11 protein-coding genes and 3 pseudogenes are annotated in these 17,870 nt (G+C 65.5%); 2 read left to right on the top strand and 12 right to left on the bottom strand.

What is annotated here, in order from left to right; all coding sequences use genetic code 11:
- Positions 1-13: 13 nt before the first annotated feature.
- The 7 genes and pseudogenes from AB8998_RS10905 to AB8998_RS10935 all read right to left on the bottom strand — a co-directional run.
- Positions 14-510 (bottom strand): annotated as a pseudogene (locus tag AB8998_RS10905) (transposase); the annotation flags it as partial.
- 208 nt (positions 511-718) lie between these two features.
- A complete protein-coding gene (locus AB8998_RS10910; RefSeq protein ID WP_369737982.1) occupies positions 719-2,185 on the bottom strand; it encodes an aldehyde dehydrogenase in 1,467 nt (488 codons plus the stop codon).
- A gap of 44 nt (positions 2,186-2,229) precedes the next feature.
- Positions 2,230-3,327 (bottom strand): NAD(P)-dependent alcohol dehydrogenase, encoded by a 1,098-nt coding sequence (locus tag AB8998_RS10915; protein ID WP_369737983.1) that lies wholly within the window; start codon positions 3,325-3,327, stop codon positions 2,230-2,232.
- 80 nt (positions 3,328-3,407) lie between these two features.
- Entirely contained in the window at positions 3,408-5,072 is a 1,665-nt protein-coding gene (locus AB8998_RS10920; RefSeq protein WP_369737984.1) for a sigma-54-dependent Fis family transcriptional regulator, read from the bottom strand.
- Between the two features lie 312 nt (positions 5,073-5,384).
- A protein-coding gene (locus AB8998_RS10925) for an IS3 family transposase (RefSeq protein ID WP_369737985.1) occupies positions 5,385-6,820 on the bottom strand; the annotation gives its coding sequence in 2 pieces (ribosomal slippage) (positions 5,385-6,460 and positions 6,460-6,820; 1,437 coding nt in all).
- Between the two features lie 319 nt (positions 6,821-7,139).
- On the bottom strand, positions 7,140-8,540 hold the full coding sequence (locus AB8998_RS10930; RefSeq protein ID WP_369736302.1) for an IS1380 family transposase: 1,401 nt from the start codon (positions 8,538-8,540) through the stop codon (positions 7,140-7,142).
- Between the two features lie 471 nt (positions 8,541-9,011).
- Positions 9,012-9,209: pseudogene (locus tag AB8998_RS10935) on the bottom strand (DUF222 domain-containing protein); the annotation flags it as partial.
- On the opposite strand from AB8998_RS10935, the pseudogene AB8998_RS10940 reads away from it, so the two are divergent.
- A pseudogene (locus AB8998_RS10940) lies at positions 9,176-9,596 on the top strand (SAM-dependent methyltransferase); the annotation flags it as partial. The pseudogenes AB8998_RS10935 and AB8998_RS10940 sit on opposite strands and share 34 nt — an antisense overlap.
- A 4-nt stretch (positions 9,597-9,600) precedes the next feature.
- On the opposite strand, the gene AB8998_RS10945 reads toward AB8998_RS10940, so the two are convergent.
- The 4 genes from AB8998_RS10945 to AB8998_RS10960 form a co-directional block, all read right to left on the bottom strand.
- A complete protein-coding gene (locus tag AB8998_RS10945; RefSeq protein ID WP_369737987.1) occupies positions 9,601-10,695 on the bottom strand; it encodes an NADH:flavin oxidoreductase in 1,095 nt (364 codons plus the stop codon).
- A 29-nt stretch (positions 10,696-10,724) separates the two neighbouring features.
- Complete coding sequence (locus tag AB8998_RS10950; protein ID WP_369737989.1) at positions 10,725-13,583, bottom strand: MMPL/RND family transporter; 2,859 nt, start codon at positions 13,581-13,583, stop codon at positions 10,725-10,727.
- A complete protein-coding gene (locus AB8998_RS10955) occupies positions 13,580-13,978 on the bottom strand; it encodes an MmpS family transport accessory protein (RefSeq protein WP_369741517.1) in 399 nt (132 codons plus the stop codon). Before AB8998_RS10955 ends, AB8998_RS10950 begins: the two co-directional genes overlap by 4 nt.
- 191 nt (positions 13,979-14,169) lie before the next feature.
- Positions 14,170-14,586 (bottom strand): hypothetical protein, encoded by a 417-nt coding sequence (locus tag AB8998_RS10960; RefSeq protein WP_369737991.1) that lies wholly within the window; start codon positions 14,584-14,586, stop codon positions 14,170-14,172.
- A 139-nt stretch (positions 14,587-14,725) separates the two neighbouring features.
- On the opposite strand from AB8998_RS10960, the gene AB8998_RS10965 reads away from it, so the two are divergent.
- A complete protein-coding gene (locus AB8998_RS10965; protein ID WP_369737992.1) occupies positions 14,726-16,165 on the top strand; it encodes an FAD-binding oxidoreductase in 1,440 nt (479 codons plus the stop codon).
- A gap of 9 nt (positions 16,166-16,174) precedes the next feature.
- Here AB8998_RS10965 and AB8998_RS10970 read toward each other — a convergent pair whose 3' ends face one another.
- A complete protein-coding gene (locus tag AB8998_RS10970; protein WP_369737994.1) occupies positions 16,175-17,863 on the bottom strand; it encodes a (2,3-dihydroxybenzoyl)adenylate synthase in 1,689 nt (562 codons plus the stop codon).
- Between the last annotated feature and the right edge of the window lie 7 nt (positions 17,864-17,870).

Below are 17,870 nucleotides of genomic sequence, written 5' to 3' on the forward strand. Positions count from 1 at the left end.
GCGCTCGAATCAGACCGAAGGACTTCTTCCATGTCGGTGCCGCGTCCTGTTTGTTGTCGGAATGGTCGATGACAAGCGTGGCGTCGATATCGATGTACAGGGGCGCACCAGCTGCAGGCGCGGCGCCGGCAGCCCAGGCCGCTGCCCGCGCTACCGCGCGGGCAGTTCGAACCTTCGGCAGGTGCACAGCGTCGTTGCGCTGATCGACCAGCCGCCACATCGTCGTCGTCGAGGCCTTCGCCCCGAACACATGCTCACGATCCCCGCACAGCTGCCCGACCCCGTCGATACAGTCCGCCCCGTCGGCCACCGCCGCGGCCAGATCGGCGAACACCGCCCCGGGGCATACACCCACGGGCCGCGGTAGGTATCGTCCAAATTGGCCGTGACCTGAGCGGACAACCCGGTCAGATCGGCCAGCTCACGCAACAGCCCCATCCCGGCGTGCGACACCACCCCACGACCGTCCGCCGATACGTTCACACGCCGCGCCGCCGCGATATTGTTCACTTGCGAGGTGCCTATCCCTTGTGCGGAACGAACCTTAGACAAGTCGATCCTGCACTGCAGGACAGGCACTTTCGCGTATCAACACCCAGCTACGTCGGCATTCGGCGAAAATCCGGGCTAGCGTGGGAAGGATCTATCACCGTCGCGGGCGGTGGCGGTGTAACCGCTGTCATTCGCGAGGCCCATCGACGCGGGTGGGTTGGGGGCGTCAGCGGTAGATCGTCTGTGTCTGTAAATACGCGGCCAAACCCTCCGGACCGAGCTCGCGGCCAAGGCCACTGGCCTTGACGCCACCGAAAGGCGCAGCAGGATCAGGAATGTAACGGTTCACGCCGATGGTCCCGGTCTGAATCCGGGATGCGACAGCCAACCCGCGATCCGGATCCTCCGTCCATACCGTACCTCCCAGGCCATAGTCGCTATCGTTGGCGATGCGTACGGCGTCGTCGATGTCGTCATAGGCGATCAGGGTCAGGACGGGACCGAATATCTCCTCGCGAGCAATGGCGGCCCGGTTGTCAACATCGGCGAACACCGTGGGCTCCACAAACCATCCCTTGTCTCGACCGGCTGGACGCCTGCCCCCGGTTGTCATCCGGGCACCTTCGGCTAGCCCTGTGGCGATGAACGACTCGACCCTCTGCCGCTGCGCATCGGTGGCCATCGGCCCTATCTGTGTCGCAGGGTCGTGAGCGTTGCCCACCTGCAACCCGGCGACGAATGCCGTGAAGGCGTCGACCACCTCGCTGTAGCGGCTCTGCGGAGCCAGCACTCGAGTGCCGATGAAGCACGTCTGGCCATTGTTCAACAGCGTCGAGGCGAACAGGCCCTCACCGATCTTGGTAAGATCCAGATCGACGTCGTCGAGCAGAATGGCTGCGGACTTACCGCCGAGCTCGAGTGTGACAGGGCGGAGCAGTCGACCGCATGTTTCGGCGATCGATCGTCCCGTCGCGGTGGAGCCGGTAAACGCGACCTTGTCGACGCCAGGGTGGCTCACCAGGTACGCACCGACCTCGCGCCCTGCCGGCACAACATTGATCACGCCCGCCGGGACCTGCGCTTCGTCAATGGCCTCCGCGAGCAGGTAGGCGTCCAGAACTGTCTCCGGCGACGGCTTGACTACAAGAGTGCACCCCGCTGCCATCGCCGGAGCAATCTTGAACATGCTTAACGCCTGCGGGAAGTTCCATGGCGCAATGGCAGCCACCACTCCCGCTGGCTTTTTGCGAACATCAATAAGTCCACCGAACAAGCCCGCTCGCGTCTCGATCTGGGAAAACTCGCGCGCCAGGCCGGCGTAGAAGCGCAACACCGCTGTGGGATAGCCGATTTCAAGCTGTTGCGCCACCGCCACCGGTATGCCGTTTTGGGCACTTACCCGATTGACGAATTCCTCGGCGCGCTTGTCTATCGCCGTAGCGAGCCGCTCCATCACCTCAGCTCGCCGGGCGGGATCCCAACTCGCCCACCCACTCGGATCATCAAACGTTGCGCGGGCAGCGGTCACCGCTGCGTCGATGTCGGCGCAGGCGCCCTCGGGTACCTGGCCGAGCGGTTCCTCCGTGCTCGCATCGATCGGTGTGATGAGTCGATCCGTGCTGGGCCGGACCCATGAACCTCCGATGTAGAACTTGTCGTAGGTGATACGAGCGGTGGCGATATCGGTTGTCATTGGTAACTCCAAAGCTGGGATGTACGGTCCGAAGTGGCGGACTTTCAGAAGGTGAGCACAGCCTTGAGCGTCGCACCTTTCTCGGAATCTTCGACCGCGGCGTTGATTTCAGCGAAAGGGTAGGTCTTTATCAGCTTGTCGAATGGAAAGCTGCCCTGCTTGTACAGCTCGATGAGGTGCGGAATAAAAGTGCGTGGCACGCTGTCACCCTCGACGATGCCGCGCACACTTCGACCGAATAGAAGGTGCGACATATCAATTAGGGTTTCGGTACCGATTGCTGCCGCTCCGATCAGTCCGCACGTTCCCCCCTGATTGAGGGCGTCGACAGCTTGGCGGAAAACCGCTGGGACAGCGGTGGTCTCAATCGAGTAGTCGACGCCAAGGCCGCCGGTGAGCGCTTGGATGGTCGCCACGGTGTCCCCCGCTGATCCATCAATCAGATTCGTAGCGCCGAGTTCCTTAGCCAGATCGAGGCGCCCGGAGCTCAGGTCGACAGCGATGACGGTGGAACAACCAACCGCCACGCCGGCCATCACGGCGCTCAACCCGACGGGACCGACGCCGAAAATCGCGATGCTACTGCCCGCCGGCGGCTGCAGGCTGTTGAGTACAGCGCCGGCCCCGGTCTGAATGCCGCAGCCAAGCGGCCCCAGAATCTCGAGCGGCACGTCCGGGTCCACCTTCACCACATTGGCCTCGGTTGCGATCGCGTATGTGGCAAAAGAGGATTGACCGAAGAACATTCCGTGCACATCGCCGGATTCACGGTGCAAAGGAGTGCTGCCGTCGAGTCGGCTGCCTGCGAAGTTGTGGGCAAAGAACTGGTCGCAGTACGCGGGTCGCCCCAGCGCACATGTGCGGCAATCTCCGCAGGAATTGAACGTCAGCACGACGTGGTCTCCCGGTTCGACGTAGGCGACACCCTCGCCCACCGCTTCGACGACTCCCGCGCCCTCGTGGCCGAGGACAGCCGGCAGTGGCACCGGGTACCACTGGTCACGCACGATGAGGTCGGTGTGGCACACACCCGAACTGACCATCCGAACTAAAATCTCACCGGCGCGCGGGTCATCCAGCCTGAGGGCGCTGATCGAAAATTGGGCCCCCTTGGTCTCGGTGACGGCTGCAGAGATGATCACGTTCGGCTCCTTCGCTTGCGTTGTAGGTCACCGTATAAGCGGATGCGCCTGGCTGAGTGTCCAAAATGCGGACAGTGGTGTCACAGCGTGATCCGCAGCGATCGCAGCCTGCTGTACAAGGTCGTGCGACTGATTCCCAGTTCCTGGGCTGCACGCAGCTTATTGCCGCCCGAAGCGCGCAAAGCAGATACGATCGCGTCGAATTCGGCGCGCTCCAGCGCAGTTAAGGACCGGCCCTGACTGTGGTGGTAGCGATCGGGGAGATCGCTCAAGGTGATATCGCCAGCCGACCGACGCTCGGTCGCGAACCTGACGACCGAATGAAGCTCGCGGAGATTTCCCGGCCACGGCTGCACGCTCAGCGCAGCCAGCGCCGCTGGCGAAAAACGAACCTGCTCAACAACTCCGAGCTGGTCGAGCATGGTCCGCACCAGCTTCGGTATCTCCGCGGCCCGCTCGGCAAGGTTTGGCAACTTGATGTGGCTGGTACAGGCAGCCGCCAGGACGGCGGCTTGTCCCGTGAGCGAGTCCAGCGGAGCACCGGTCAAAATTGCTGGTGCACGAGCAGAATCGAGCAATGATTGCAGTCGCACACCGTCGAGTTCCGTCAGCAGATGAATGTTCTCCACCAGCAGCACAGCTTCCGGAGTTGACTTCAGGTCCTCTTCAAGAGCAGACCATTCCACGTCACCGATGTCGCTCCCGACACCGGTCAACTCTACGATCGACGAACCGCCAGCAACGGCATGCGCCGTGGTAGTGCGACCCGTTCCGGGCGCGCCGCCGACATACACCTGCTGGCGGGCCACAATACGTACCGGCATCGGCTGTGCCGAACCCGCCGAACGACGTTCATATTTGCTTCCATCCAAATGGAATTCGACGATCACGGCATCCAGCCCAGGTTCCACCACGCGTAACCGTGCGCGAGCGACCTGACCCGACGCAAGCTCGATCGTCTCCGTTCTTTCGATGAGCCGCCGGCCGCGCCGGCCGATCATCTCTGCGGCGAGCTGAGTAAGGTGCGGGTGGTCCGTCGGTGACAGCAGTTCGGTCGCCTGCGGGCTCGCCAGGACGATACCCGCCGCGAGGCCCAACACCGGTCGGTTGTGGCCGCTAGTAGCGACCTGGAACTCGGCAAGTAGCCGCCTCTCGGTGCGCCGCCCGATTTCGAGAAGGTTGGCTTCAACATCTTGCACAGCCTGTACCACAAGGGGTTTGAGTAGCGGCGACGAGTTCGCCGACAAACAAGTGATATCCAAGACGCCCTCGAGCCGGCGAGTCACCGGGTGGATGATCGGGTGGCCGTAGCAGCTGAATGCTTTGAACGGCTCGAGGTAGTGCTCGTCTCCGTGAACGACGACACCGCGCCGAAGCTCGTGAGCCGTCGAGATCGCGTTGGTACCGGTCGTCTCTTCAAGAAAAACGCCTCCGGCGATGCTGCCGACAGTCGCAAGTTGCCCCCGCAAGGCCGATGATCCGATCGGATCTTCCATCAAGCGCGACTCGCGATCGGCGAGCATTACACAGTACGGCGCAGCCGATAAATGATCGGCCAGTCTCGCCAACACCGGAGATGCAGCGGTCAGAAGCCGAGTGCGCCGTCGAGCAGCGTCAGGCTCGAACCGCATGTTGGGCGTTTCGGGATCCAACCCGCTGACTTCAGACCGGCGCCACGACAGAGCAATCTCTGGCCGCAACCCTCTCTTCGCTGTGTCAGTTGCCGCGCTGGTGTGGGTGTCCATACCGTCTCCTTGCCAGAGAAATTGCTGTGTCCGCGGCCGCTTCTCGAACGTGCAACGTCGCTGGAGCAGGTGTGGGCACCTGCGGTTGCGTTACTCGGAAACATTGGGTCGCCAACTGATGCTGTCTTCGACGCGGCCAAACCCGCATGGCGGCACTAGGTTCGAGAGCCGCCGGTCAAGTTGCACAAATGTCGACATCGTGCTGCGACGCACACCCCGGCATGTTGGCCCTCCTCCCGCCTTCCGCGACCGCTGTGCGTCAGGTCACGGTATTACCGCAACGGAACGTGTCAAGGTCGGTGAGACAGTTTCTTACGCGGATTTGATGAGTGCTTCCGGGGTTGGTTGGTTGATCCAGGCGACGGTGGGCAGCTTCGGTGGAGCGGGCCGCCGGTGCCGGAATCTAGCGGGGTTAGCGGCGTAGGCCGCATCCAGCGTGGCGGCACGTTGGGCCTGGATCTCGTTTGCGGTGCCGTAGTGCACCGATGCAACGGTGTGTAGGCCCACGCCGCTGTGGCGATGCTCATGGTTGTAGTAATCGAAGAATGTCGTGCAGAAGGCGCGGGCATCTTCGATCGAGCCGAACCGGCCCGGGAACGCCGGGCAGTACTTGAGGGTCTTGAAATTAGCCTCCGAGTAGGGATTGTCGTTGGACACGTGCGGGCGGCTGTGGCTGCGGTCCACCCCCAGGTCGATCAGCAACTGGGCGACCGGCTTGGAGGTCATCGAGGTGCCGCGATCAGCGTGCAAGGCCAACTGGCCGCGGGCGATGCCGTGACGGGCCATGGTGTCGGCGATAAATGCTTTGGCCAACTCACCGTCCTCAACTTCTGCGATGATCCAGCCGACGACGTAGCGCGAGAAGATGTCGATAATCACATAGAGTTGATAGAAGATACCCCGTTGTGGCCCTTGCAATTTCGTTATATCCCAGGACCAGACCCGGTTTGGTGCGTTAGCGATCAGCTCGGGTTTCTTGCGCGCCGGATGGGTGCGCTGGCGACGCCGCTCGCGGTTCTCCCCGGCAATGGCCAGTAGCCGGTACATGGTGCGAATCGAGCACAGGTAGACACCATCATCAAGCAGTCGCGCCCACACCTGCGCCGGCGCCAGATCGCAGTACTGCTCTGAGCGCAGCACCGTCAGAATCTGCTGGCGTTCGGCCTCGGTGAGCTTATTCAGTGGCTCGGGCCGCACCCGCCGTGCCGGCCGTGGTGGTGGGTTGCGGTGGCGGTGGAGCGTGGCCCGCGATGCACCCAGCAATTCGCACGCCCGTTTGGTGCTGGTTGCGGCCTCCAGGTCGGGCAGGTGCTCGCCGATCACGGCTTGGACTTCGGCTCGAAATCCGCGCTCTCGGAGAGCATCTCCAAGAGCGCGTGTGCTTTTCCCGTGATCTCCAGCGCTAGCTTGGTCCGATCCAGCTCAGCCTGCAGTTGCGTGGTGCGCCGCCGCAGCTTGTCCAACTCGACCTGCTCAGCGCTGCGCTTCGGCTTGCCCTTCGCCGACAAACCCTCCCGAGCGCCGGCATCACGGGCCTTTCGCCATTCGGCGATATGCGAGCTGTACAGGCCTTCACGGCGCAGCAACGCACCACGCTCCGACGAGCCCACCGACAGCGCGTCGTACTCGTCGAGGATGCGGGCCTTGTACTCGGCGGTGAACGTGCGCCGCCGCGCCCGAGCACCTGGATCGGGCACGTTGTCCACTTGGTCATTATCACTGCACCCCTCCAGGGATGCGATCGTCATAGTCACGGAAAATGGTGATCCTGTCTCGCCCTGTAGCGATGATTGGCTACTGCTGCTGTCTCACTTAACCCTGTCACACAGGGCAATTGAGTCTTTACCAATACTAATTACGAACGCGATTGATATTGCTCCACTGATTAACCTCAGAATTTCACGGTGGCCCGGGTTCTGCTGTGGCGGTCTGCGGGGCGGCAGCTTTGTCGAGGTTTTGAGGCTGGGGGTAGGCGGCGGCGCCGCGTGTCGTGCGGTGACGCCGGGTCCTTTATCCCGGGGGTGGTTACTCCTTTCTTGGGGTCGAGAGGGCATAGGGGCCTGTGGGTCAGGGTATGGCGCGGACCCTGTTGAGGGCGTCGGCGAATTCTTGTGCCCAGGGCCAGGTTTGGGGGATCCGCAGGATCAGGTAGCGGGATCGTTTGATCAGCCGGGCCGCGGCGTGCAGCAGCCGGTAGCGCAGGGTGGCGGGTTCGGCTTTGGCCAGTGGGCCGTCCAGGAGTAGCAGTCGCATCCAGCACAGCAGGTCGATGGCGATCGCGACGGCGGTGACCCAAGCGGTGTTGATGGCGAACGAGTGTGAGGGCCAGCGGGCCAGGCCGGTGTCTTTGCCGGTGCGGATGAAGCCCTCCACCCGGGCGTGGACGCGGTGGCGGGCTTCCAGTCGCTGGGGTTGTCCACCGGCAGTCGAGGTGGCGAGGACCTGGTAGCGGTAGCCGGCCAGCTGCTCGAACAATGACAACTGGGTGCCGTGTTCGATTTCTTCGCGCCGCACCAGGATGCGCATGCCGGCCGGCCAGCCGACCAGCCGATCCCCTCCGGTGCTGTGGCGCAGCAGCCCGGTCAACTCGGCGACCTGGGCGTCGTCACGGGCCGCTCCGGTGGCATCCAGTGCGGCTTGCCATCCCGCATCGGGCATCTGGCCGATCGCGACCCGGACCCGCTCATCGAGGTCGAATCCGACCGAGTAGCCCACTGACATCCCCGGCCGGGCATTGAGTTTCTCCAGGTGTTCGACGACGGCGTGGCTTGAACCCGCGCCGTCGATGGTGACCAGCAACTTGCGGCGCCACTTGGCCGGGATCGCCGCGATCGCGGCGTCGATGATCGCGATATGATCGGCCGCGGTGTTCGAGCCGGCGTTGCCTGCACGGGCGATCACCGCCAGCAGTTCGCCGGTGTTGTCACACCACGCCAACAGCGGGTGGAAGCCAAACCCGCCTTTGAAATTGCCTGCGGCGTGCTGCTTATCGCTGTGCGACTGAATCAGCGACGCGTCGATGCGGATCACGATCGTGTCCCCGAGGTCCCCATAGCAGGTCTGCGAAGCCGGGATCGCACCGTGGCGGGCCTCGATCGCCTCCCACACCCGAGAGCGGACCTTGTTGCGCACGGCCGTGACCTCGGTGATGCTCTGCTCGTCGATCTCGCCCAGGGACCGCCACATCGTCGGAACCGACGCCACCGCCTGAAACAACCGGTGCTGATCGCGCAGCACCGCGGTGCCGGCCAGGTTCTGCGCGCCGCCGGCGATCGATACCGCCACATCGCGCAACACCGCGCCTCGGTCGTGGGTGACTTCTGGGCGCGACAGCACCGACGACAAACCGCTGGTCAAACCCAGATTGTCGGCCAGCAACCGGGGTATCACGTTACCGGCGTGCCCGACCACGTCGTCGCCACGGACCTCAACTCGGACATTCTTCGACCAATCCGTAGTAGCCTGCATCTGACAGGTGCACTCCCATCCTGGATAACCGAGCCTCGAATACTCCGATTATCCTTGCGGCAGTGCACCTTTCACGTTAACGACACCCCTGAGCTCCACATTCGATGAAAAATCCAGGTTAATACCCCTCAGGTAGGGGCCAGGGTCCCGGAATGGTCGCGTTTCATGAGGTCAGCACGAGTTCGAGGGCGTGATCTGGGGTGTCCAGGGAAGCGCTGATCAACGGGCCGTTGTGAGCGGTTGGACTTCGGGTCTTCCTCGTAGGGGTTGTGGTGGGACGTCGCAGTGGCTCTGGCTGGCCCCGGGCCTCGGTTCGAAGGCTTGCGGGGCCGGTTTTGGGCAGGCTGACGCTTGGCCGTCACCCCATCAGGGCGACGGCGCGGGCCCGCATCAGCCAGTTCGCCGAGGCGAACAGCATGTGCAGGTGGTTGAGGTTCTTCGCTCTTCCTCGGTGGCGGGTCTTGGCGAACCCGAAGTCGCGCTTGACGATTGAGGACGGAGACCGGGCCGCGGGCCGGGGTCGGGTCGCGGTTCGAGGTGGACCGCGGTGCGCAACTGGCTGACCGTGGCATGACGCTCCAACCCCGCGTAGTGCTCATCGGGGCCTGCCCTGGCGCGCGCGGCGATCACCCCGACCTGATCCAGCGACAACCGGCCCTCCCGCAGGCCCTGTGGGCTACCTGCCGCCGGAAGCCCAGGACCGACTGCTGGACACCGTCACCGAACTCAGCGCGCCCGGCAGCCGGCTCGCCACCGAGAGCACCTCCAACCCGCAGCCTGGCCGCAGACAAGATGGAAGACAAGATGAAAGAACACATGCGCCGCATCTCCGAACGCTGGGGCGCCCACGGTTTCGATCCCGACATGGCCGCCCTCGTCCACTTCGGTGAACGCAACGAAGCCGCCCCGTACCTGAGCGAACGCGGCTGGGCACTCAACGGTGCCAGCATCCGAGAGCCGTTCGCGGCCAACGGGTTTGCTCCCATAGCGGACGACGACGTCGGCCTGGTCGACGCGCTGTTCGTCAGCGGGACCCTCGAGAGGGCCACGACGTGAGCCGTCAGTTCAGGGCGGCCAGCGCCGTCGCCGGGTCGTAACCGGTGAACCCGTCGAGGGCGCCGTTGCGCAGGCGGTTCACCCAGCCCGGGTCGGCGAGCAGCGCGCGCCCGATGGCCACGATGTCGAACTCACCGGCGTCGAACTGCTCGACCAGGCGGTCGACCGGTGCGGGCTGGATCACCTGGCCCCGCTTCTCGCTGCGGAACTGCGTTTCCAGGCCGACGGAACCGACGGCGATGACGGGCAGCCCGGTGACCTTCTTGGCCCACCCGGCGAGGCTCAACTCGCCGTCGTAGCCGGGGAACGCGGGCACGTAGTGCCTGCGCGTGGAGGGGTGGAGCATGTCCACCCCGGCCTCGACCAGCGGGGAGAGCAACTCCTGCAGCTGGGTGGGGTCGTCGGCGATCGAGGCCGTGTAGTCGGTGCCCTTCCACTGCGAGAAGCGGAAGATGATCGGATAGTCCGGGCCGACTGCCGCGCGGACCGCGGCGACGACCTCCGCGGGGAAGCGGGTGCGCGCCGGCAGCGACCCACCGTACCCGTCGGTGCGCAGATTGGTTCGCTCCCAGAAGAATTCGTCCAGCAGGTAGCCGTGGGCACCGTGGATCTCGACGGCGTCGAAGCCGAGGTCCCGTGCGATGGCGGCGCTCTCGGCGTACAGGTGCGCGACCCGCGGCAGCTCGTCGGCCTCGAGCGCGCGGCCCTTGGGATTGCCGAGCCCGTCGACGCCCGACGGGCTGACCGGGACCACGCCGTCGGCGTCGTCGCGCTGGGCGCCCTGGTGCCACAGCTGGGCGGCGATCGTGGCGCCCTCGCCGTGGACGGCGTCGACGACGCGCCGCCACCCGGCTAGGACGTCGTCGCCGGCGATCGTCGGGACGGCGTACGGGTAGCCCGCGGCCGGGTCGGGCAACCGGATTCCTTCGGTGATAATCAGACCGACACCGCCGGCGGCGCGGCGCCGGTAGTACTCGGCGACGTCGGCGCCCGGGACCCCGCCCGGCGAGGCCTGCCGGGTCATCGGCGCCATCGCGAACCGGTTCGGCACGGTCAGCGAGCGTACGGTCAACGGCTGAAAAAGCTCATGTTCTGCCACGATCCGCTCCAACGCGTCTCTCGGCGCGGCTATTCCGCTGCCCGGGAACCGACCGGAACCGGTTGACGCCGCAACGGACGGGTTCGCACCAGCGTCGGCCACCAGAACCATGGCCCGAGGAGCCGCACGATGCACGGCACGACGAACGACCGCACGATCAGCGTGTCGAGCAGCAGGCCGATGCACACGGTGGACCCCACCTGGCCGATGGTGCGCAGATCGCTGGTGAGCATCGCCAGCATGGTGAACGCGAACACCAGGCCCGCCGACGTCACCACACCGCCGGTGCTGCCCAGAGCGCGGATCAGGCCGGTGTTCAACCCGGCGCCGATCTCCTCTTTGACGCGGACGATCAGCAGCAAGTTGTAGTCCGAGCCCACCGCCACCAGGATGATGAACGTCAGCGGCAGCACCAGCCAGTGCAGGTGCAGACCGATGAGGTGCTGCCAGACGAGTATGGACAGCCCGAAGGCCCCGGCGTAGGAGAACGCCACCGTGCCGGGAATGACCAAGGCCGCCACCAGGCTTCGGGTGAGGAACATCATGATCAAAAAGATCAGGATGAACGCGGCGATCGCCGCGATCATCAGGTCCGATGTGGCGTATTCTTTGATGTCTTTGTCGTTGGACCCCGAACCGCCGATGTAGATGCGCGCGCCGGCCAACGAGGTCTCTTTGAGGATCGTGGTGATGGCCGTCGGGAACTTCTCGACATGTTGCACGCCCTCGGGGCCCATCGCGTTGGCCTCGTGGGTGACGATGAACCGGGCGGCTTTTCCGTCCGGTGACATCATCAGCTTGATACCGGTCTTGACGTCCTCGTTGTCGAACGCTTCGTGGGGGATGTAGAAGTAGTCGTCGCTGCGCGACTTGTCGAAGTCGTTGCCGACGTTGATCGAGTCATCGAATGTCTGCGCGGTTTGCAGGGCTTGCAGATCGGCGGACCCGTAGCTGTTGACCAACTTGGCCCGGAGCGCCTCGGTGTCGTCGGCTGTGGCTTTGAGCTGGGCGATGATCTGCGGGAAGGCCTTGTCGACCTCTTCGAGGGAGACTTTGGCGTTCCCGATGTCTTCGGCCAGCTTGTCGATGTTGTCGAGTGCTTCGAACAGCGATCTGAACGTCCAGCAAATGGGAATGTCGAAACAGTGTCGCTCCCAATAGAAGTAGCTCTTGACCGGTCGGAAGAAGTCGTCGACGTTGGAGGTTTCCTGATTCAACTCGTCGCTGATCCTTTGCAGATCCTCGACGGTGAGCACCGTTTGGTGCAGTTCGTCGGACACCCTTTGGAAGAACCCGATCTCTTTGCGCAGGACTTCCACGGAGTGCGCCTGGATATCCGCCTGTTGATCGGTGTTGGAGTTCTGTTCGATGTTGAACGGGAGTTGTTGACCGTTGCCGCTGCCCTGTGTGGTGAACAGGTAAGGAATGCTCGCGTGCTCGAGGGGCCGGCCCAAAGGCCTGGTGATGCTCTGCACCATCGCCACACCGGGAAGGCGGATGAGCGCTTTGGCCACCCGGTCCAGTGAGATGAAATCGGCGGAGTTGCGCATGTCGTGGTCGGTCTCGACCATCAGCATCTCTGAGAACAGTTTGCTCTTCGGGAAATGCCGATCGGCGGCGGCGAAGCCGAGGTTGGCCGGGGAATTGCGCGGCTGGTATTGGCGGTCGTCGTAGTTCTGCCGGTAGGTCGGCACGAAGATCGCCCCGATCATGACGACGGCCGAACTGGCTGCCAGGATCGGCACCGGCCAGCGCACCACGCTCGCGGCGATGCGCCGATACAGGTGTGCCTTCACCTTTTGTTTGGGATCGAACAGCCCGAGCAGGCTTCCCACGGTCAACAGGGCCGGGCCCAGCGTCATCGCCGCCGTGATGGTGAACAGCATCGTGATCGCCACTGCGGGACCCATGGTGTGGAAGTAGTTCAGCCGTGCGAAAGTCAGGCAATAGCACGCGCCCGCGATCGTCAGCCCCGAGCCGATGATGATTGGCGCCACGCTCCGGTACGCGGTGTAGAAGGCGTCCTCCCGGCTTTCGCCGGCTTGCCGTGCCTCGTGATAGCGGCCCATCAAGAAGATGCCGTAGTCCGTTCCCGCGCCCAGCGTCAGTGCGACGACGATGTTCACCGCGAACGACGAGAGTTCGATGTATCCCAGGTGGCCGAGGGTGGCGGTAATCCCTTTGGCGACCAGCATTTCGATCAGGACTCCCAGCAAGGGCACCAAGAGCACGGAGGGGGCCCGATACACCAGCAGCAGCATCACCACGATGAGGATGATCGTGACGATCGTGACGTTGTTCAGGCTGTTGTTCGCAATGGTGAGCGTGTCGGAGGCCAGGGGAGCCGCGCCGCTGACGTAGACCTTGAGGCCCGGCGGCGGGGTGTCTTTGGCGACGATGTCGCGCACGGCGGCCACGGACTGGTTGGCTTCGATCTGGCCGATGTCACCGGCCAGACGCAACAGCACGTAGGCGGCCTTGCCGTCGAGGCTCTGCGCCCCGGCTGCGGTGAACGGTTTGCCCCAGAGGTTCATCACGTATTGCACGTGCTGTTTGTCGCCCTCGAGGCGGCGCATCAGCCCGTCGTAGTACTCGTGGTCGGCAACGGCCAGCGGCCGGTTGGCCTCGAACACGATCATGGTCAAGTTCGTCGAGTTGGATTCGTGGAATTTTTCGCCGATGTGCAGCAGGGCTCGCTGGGAGGGGGCGTAGTGCGGCACCATCGGTCCGGCGAGTTCTTCTGCGACGCGTTCCACTTGGGGCATAAAGGTATTCGTCGTGATCGCGACAAGACCCCAAAAGAGGATGATCGGTATCGCGAAGGCACGGACCAGTCGCGGGATGAGGGGCCGTTTGACGGGGGCGTCGTCCACGCGGTGCTCACTCATGCCGATTTCACCCGGCATTCGACGTCCGCGTCCTGATGGTGACTGACCTGTTCATCGCGCACCACGCCGTCCACCAGCATCCGGCAGCCAACGTGACCGCCGTGCACGTGCACCGAGACACTGCCGGACACCACCGTGAGCGTCGTCGTCTCCGTGTGCGACCACGGCAACGTCGTGACATCTACTGGGTGGGGATGTCCGTCGATGTCGATGTAGACGAGTTCTCCGCCCGTCCCGGCGGATCCGAACACCTCATAGGTGAGCCGTTTGGGGTTGAACTCCTCGGGCGCCTGCGGGCCGTTGACGGTGAGGACCGGCGGCGGCGCGGAGAACTGATGCACCTTCCACATGCACAGCGCGCCCACACCGATCGCGACCACGGCGACCAGCGGCATCCACGCCCGTGCCAGGACGGTCCTGCCGACTGACGAACGAGGGTTCACTCGACCACCTTTCGGGCTACCGCGCCGGGCCGCGCCCGCTCGCCTCGCCCGCGGTGTCCAGCCGGGCCGGCAATGCCCACCCATCTATCAGACAGATTTACATAGAAGGTGTAGGGACACTATCAGTTTGTGGACGTTATCGTCTACTGCAGGCGCCTCTGCAGCCGCGCGCTGGCGCGCAGCCGGATGGCGAGGTTTGTGGAGGTGAGCATCGGGATCACCCCGAGGAATGTCCGTTCGGAGGGCGTGGCCCCATGCAGGTGTTCGAGGCTGCCGAACACGTAGAAGCAGCCCAGCATGAACAGCGTGGCGGGGATGCAGAGGGCCATCAGGGAGCCGCGGTCGGCGACGATCTGCTTGGCATAGTCCAGCTCCTCCCGCGACATCGGCTCGCGCTTGCGCACCTTGTCCAACACCGCTTTGGCGCTGCCGATCTCCTCGCTGATCGGCAACGTCGCTCGGGCGCCCAGCCGTTTGACGAACACGGTGGCAACCGAGGCGAACACCAGCACCAGTGTCAAGGAGATCAGTGTGAGACCAGTCCATAAACCCACATTCATCGGTCGCTCCTTTTGCTTGGCCATCCGTCGAGCGTGGTAACGGTTCGGGCACGGTTGGGTCATCCCGTGTCACGTCGTACGGTACCGCGGCTCGGGTGGCTGACAATGCGGGACATGACGCAGTTGCGGGAGCCCGACGTTGGCGCGTGAATTCTCGCGGCAGACGTTTCTGCGGGCGGCCGCCGGAGCGCTGGCCGCGGGGACGGTGCTGGGCCCGGGTCGCGCCATGGCCGACCCGAAAACCTCGGGCTGGAGCGGCCTTTCGTCCGTCATCGGCGGCCAGGTGGTGCTGCCGGATCAGGGTTCCCAGTTCGCAACGGCCAAACAGGTTTTCAACACCAACTACAACGACGCGATGCCTGCGGCGGTCGTCGTCCCGACCTCGGCCGCCGACGTGCAGAAGGCGATGGCCTTTGCCGCGGCGCACCACCTCAAGGTCGCCCCGCGCGGGGGCGGGCATTCCTACGTGGGGGCCTCCACGGCCAACGGCACCATGGTGCTCGACCTGCGGCAGCTGCCGGGCGGCATCAACTACGATGCGGCCAGCGGGCACGTCACGGTGACGCCGGCGACCGGTCTGTATGCGATGCACGAGGCGCTGGCCGGGGCGGGCCGCGGCGTGCCGACGGGTACCTGCCCGACGGTCGGTGCCGCGGGCCACGCCCTGGGCGGCGGCCTGGGCGCCGATTCGCGGCACGCGGGCCTGCTGTGCGACCAGCTGACGTCGGCGTCGGTGGTGCTGCCCGGCGGCCAGGCGGTCACCGCGTCGGCCACCAACAACCCCGACCTGTTCTGGGGGTTGCGCGGCGGCGGTGGCGGCAACTTCGGGGCGGTCACCTCGCTGACCTTCGCCACGTTTCCCACCGGGGACGTCGACGCCGTGAACCTGAATTTCCCGCCGGAGTCGTTCGTGGAGGTTCTCCTCGGTTGGCAGAACTGGCTGCGCACCGCCGACCGGAACAGCTGGGCGCTGGCCGATGCCACCGTCGACCCGATGGGAACCCACTGCCGGATCCTCGCGACCTGCCCGGCCGGGTCGGGTGACGGGGTGCAGCGCGCCATCGTCTCGGCCGTCGGGGTGCAACCGACCGGAACCGAGATCCACACGTTCAACCGCATGGAGCTGGTGCGGTACCTGGCCGTCGGGAACCTCAACCCGGCACCGCTGGGGTATGTCGGCGGATCCGACGTCCTGCCGCTCGTCAACGCGGGCGCCGCGCAGGGAATCGCCGCGGCGGTCAACGCCTTTCCGCGCGGGGCGGGCCGCATGCTGGCGATCATGCACGCCCTCGACGGCGCCCTGGCGACCCCGGCCCCCGGGGCCACCGCCTTTCCGTGGCGGCGACAGTACGCGCTGGTGCAGTGGTACGTTGAAACCTCCGGGCCGCCCGCGGCGGCCACCGCCTGGCTCAACACGGCACACCAAGCGGTGCAACCATATTCGGCCGGCGGCTACGTAAACTACCTCGAGGCCAACCAGCCGGCGTCGCGGTACTTCGGTTCGAATCTGTCGCGGCTCAGTGCCGTGCGCCAGAAGTACGATCCCGGCCGGGTCATGTTCTCCGGGTTGCCTGTCTGAGCGCCGGCGTCACGTTCGCGGGCCGAGGTGCCGGGCGGCGATCGCCTTCTTGTCGATCTTGCCGACGGGTGTCATTGGCAGCGCCGCCATCTCGACCAGCATGTCGGGGCGCGCGTGCGTGGCCACGCCGCGGCCGTCGAGGTAGGCGTTAAGCTCCGCGATACCGATTGCCGGACCGGCGAAAACCACCGCGGCACAGATCTTCTCGCCCAGCAGCGGATCGGGCAGCGCTACGGCCGCGGCCGCGTGGACCGCCGGGTGGCTCAGCAGCGGTTCCTCGACGTCGGCGGCTGCGATCGTCTCGCCGCCGCGGCAGATGACGTCTTTGACCCTGCCGGTGACCACGAGGTAGCCGTCGTCACGCAACCGCACCAGGTCGCCGCTGCGGTAGAAGCCCTCGGGATCGAAGCTGCGCTCGTTGTCGCGCTCGGCGCGGAAGTAGCCGTTGATCGTGTACGGCCCCCGCACCAGGAGTTCGCCCTCGGCTCCGGGCGCGACCGGTTCGCCCGCGGCGTCGACGACGCGCAGTTCGTCGTCGACGCACAACGGCTTGCCCTGGGTGTGGTCGACGATCTCGGGCGGATCGTCGGGCCGCGTGAAGTTGAGCAGTCCCTCGGCCATCCCGAACACCTGCTGCAGGCCCGGGGTCAGCGCCGTGCGCACCAGGCGGGCGTCGTCGGGCTCGAGCCGAGAGCCCCCGACCTGCAGGAGCCGCAACGATTTCGGCGGCTCGGGCTCCCAGTCGCACGCCTGTGCCCACAGCTTGGCCAGGGCCGGCACCAGGGCGGTGACGGTCACCCCATGGCGCGCGATGGCGCCGAAGGCGGCCTCGGGGCTCGGGTCGGCGGCGAAGACGGTGGTGGCTCCGACCGTCATCGCCCCGAGCAGGCCCGGGCATGCCAGCGGGAAGTTGTGCGCGGCGGGCAGCACCACGAGGTAGACGTCCTCGCCGGTCAGCCGGCACAGGCGCGCGCTGGCGGTGGCGTTGTAGAGGTAGTCGTCGTGCGTGCGGGGGATCAACTTCGGGGCTCCCGTGGTGCCGCCCGACACGAGCACCAGCGCGGGCGCGGACGGGTCGCTCGCCACCCGTGGCAGCGCCCCGTTGGGCATCGCCGACCACGCGGCGAAGGGGCCGGGGTCGCCGTCGACGATCACGTGGCGCAGCCCGGGACGCAGCAGGACCAGCTCTTCGGCCATCGCGCGGTGGTCGAAGCCGCTCGCGGTGTCGGCGACGATCAACCCCACCGCTCCGCTGACCTCGGCGAAGTGGCGCAACTCGGTCAATCGGTGCCCGGTCAGGCACAGCACCGGGATGGCCCCCGCGCGCAGCAGGCCGAACAGTGCGACCGCGAACCGGCACGTGTTGGGCAGTTGCAGCAGCACCCGGTCGGCCGGGGAGACGCCGAGCGCGGCGAAGCCCGCGGCGGCCCGGTCGGCGAGCTGGTCGAGTTCGGCGTAGGTGTGGCTGCCCGCCACGTCCACGACGGCTACGCGATCGGGCCACGTCGCCGCGGCATGCCGCAACACCGAGTCGAGGGGGCGGCCGGCCCAATATCCGGCCGCTCGATAGCGGGCCGCGCGTTTGGGCGGGAACGGAACGAAACCGTCCAGCGGGGGCCGGGAAGGGTCAGGTGGCACTCGGCGTCTCCGTCGGGGGCGGGCGTGTCCCGCCGGTCGAACATAGGGTAGCGTACACAAAGTTAGG

The sequence above is a fragment of the Mycobacterium sp. HUMS_12744610 genome (assembly GCF_041206865.1).
Lineage (GTDB): Bacteria > Actinomycetota > Actinomycetes > Mycobacteriales > Mycobacteriaceae > Mycobacterium > Mycobacterium servetii.

What these genes read in the sequence shown, in the direction of transcription:
- AB8998_RS10910 (WP_369737982.1), bottom strand. Translation starts at nt 2,185, where the DNA reads ATGACAACCGATATCGCCACCGCTCGTATCACCTACGACAAGTTCTAC.
- AB8998_RS10930 (WP_369736302.1), bottom strand. Translation starts at nt 8,540, where the DNA reads ATGCAGGCTACTACGGATTGGTCGAAGAATGTCCGAGTTGAGGTCCGT.
- AB8998_RS10960 (WP_369737991.1), bottom strand. Translation starts at nt 14,586, where the DNA reads ATGAATGTGGGTTTATGGACTGGTCTCACACTGATCTCCTTGACACTG.
- AB8998_RS10955 (WP_369741517.1), bottom strand. Translation starts at nt 13,978, where the DNA reads ATGCCGCTGGTCGCCGTGGTCGCGATCGGTGTGGGCGCGCTGTGCATG.
- AB8998_RS10920 (WP_369737984.1), bottom strand. Translation starts at nt 5,072, where the DNA reads ATGGACACCCACACCAGCGCGGCAACTGACACAGCGAAGAGAGGGTTG.
- AB8998_RS10950 (WP_369737989.1), bottom strand. Translation starts at nt 13,583, where the DNA reads ATGAGTGAGCACCGCGTGGACGACGCCCCCGTCAAACGGCCCCTCATC.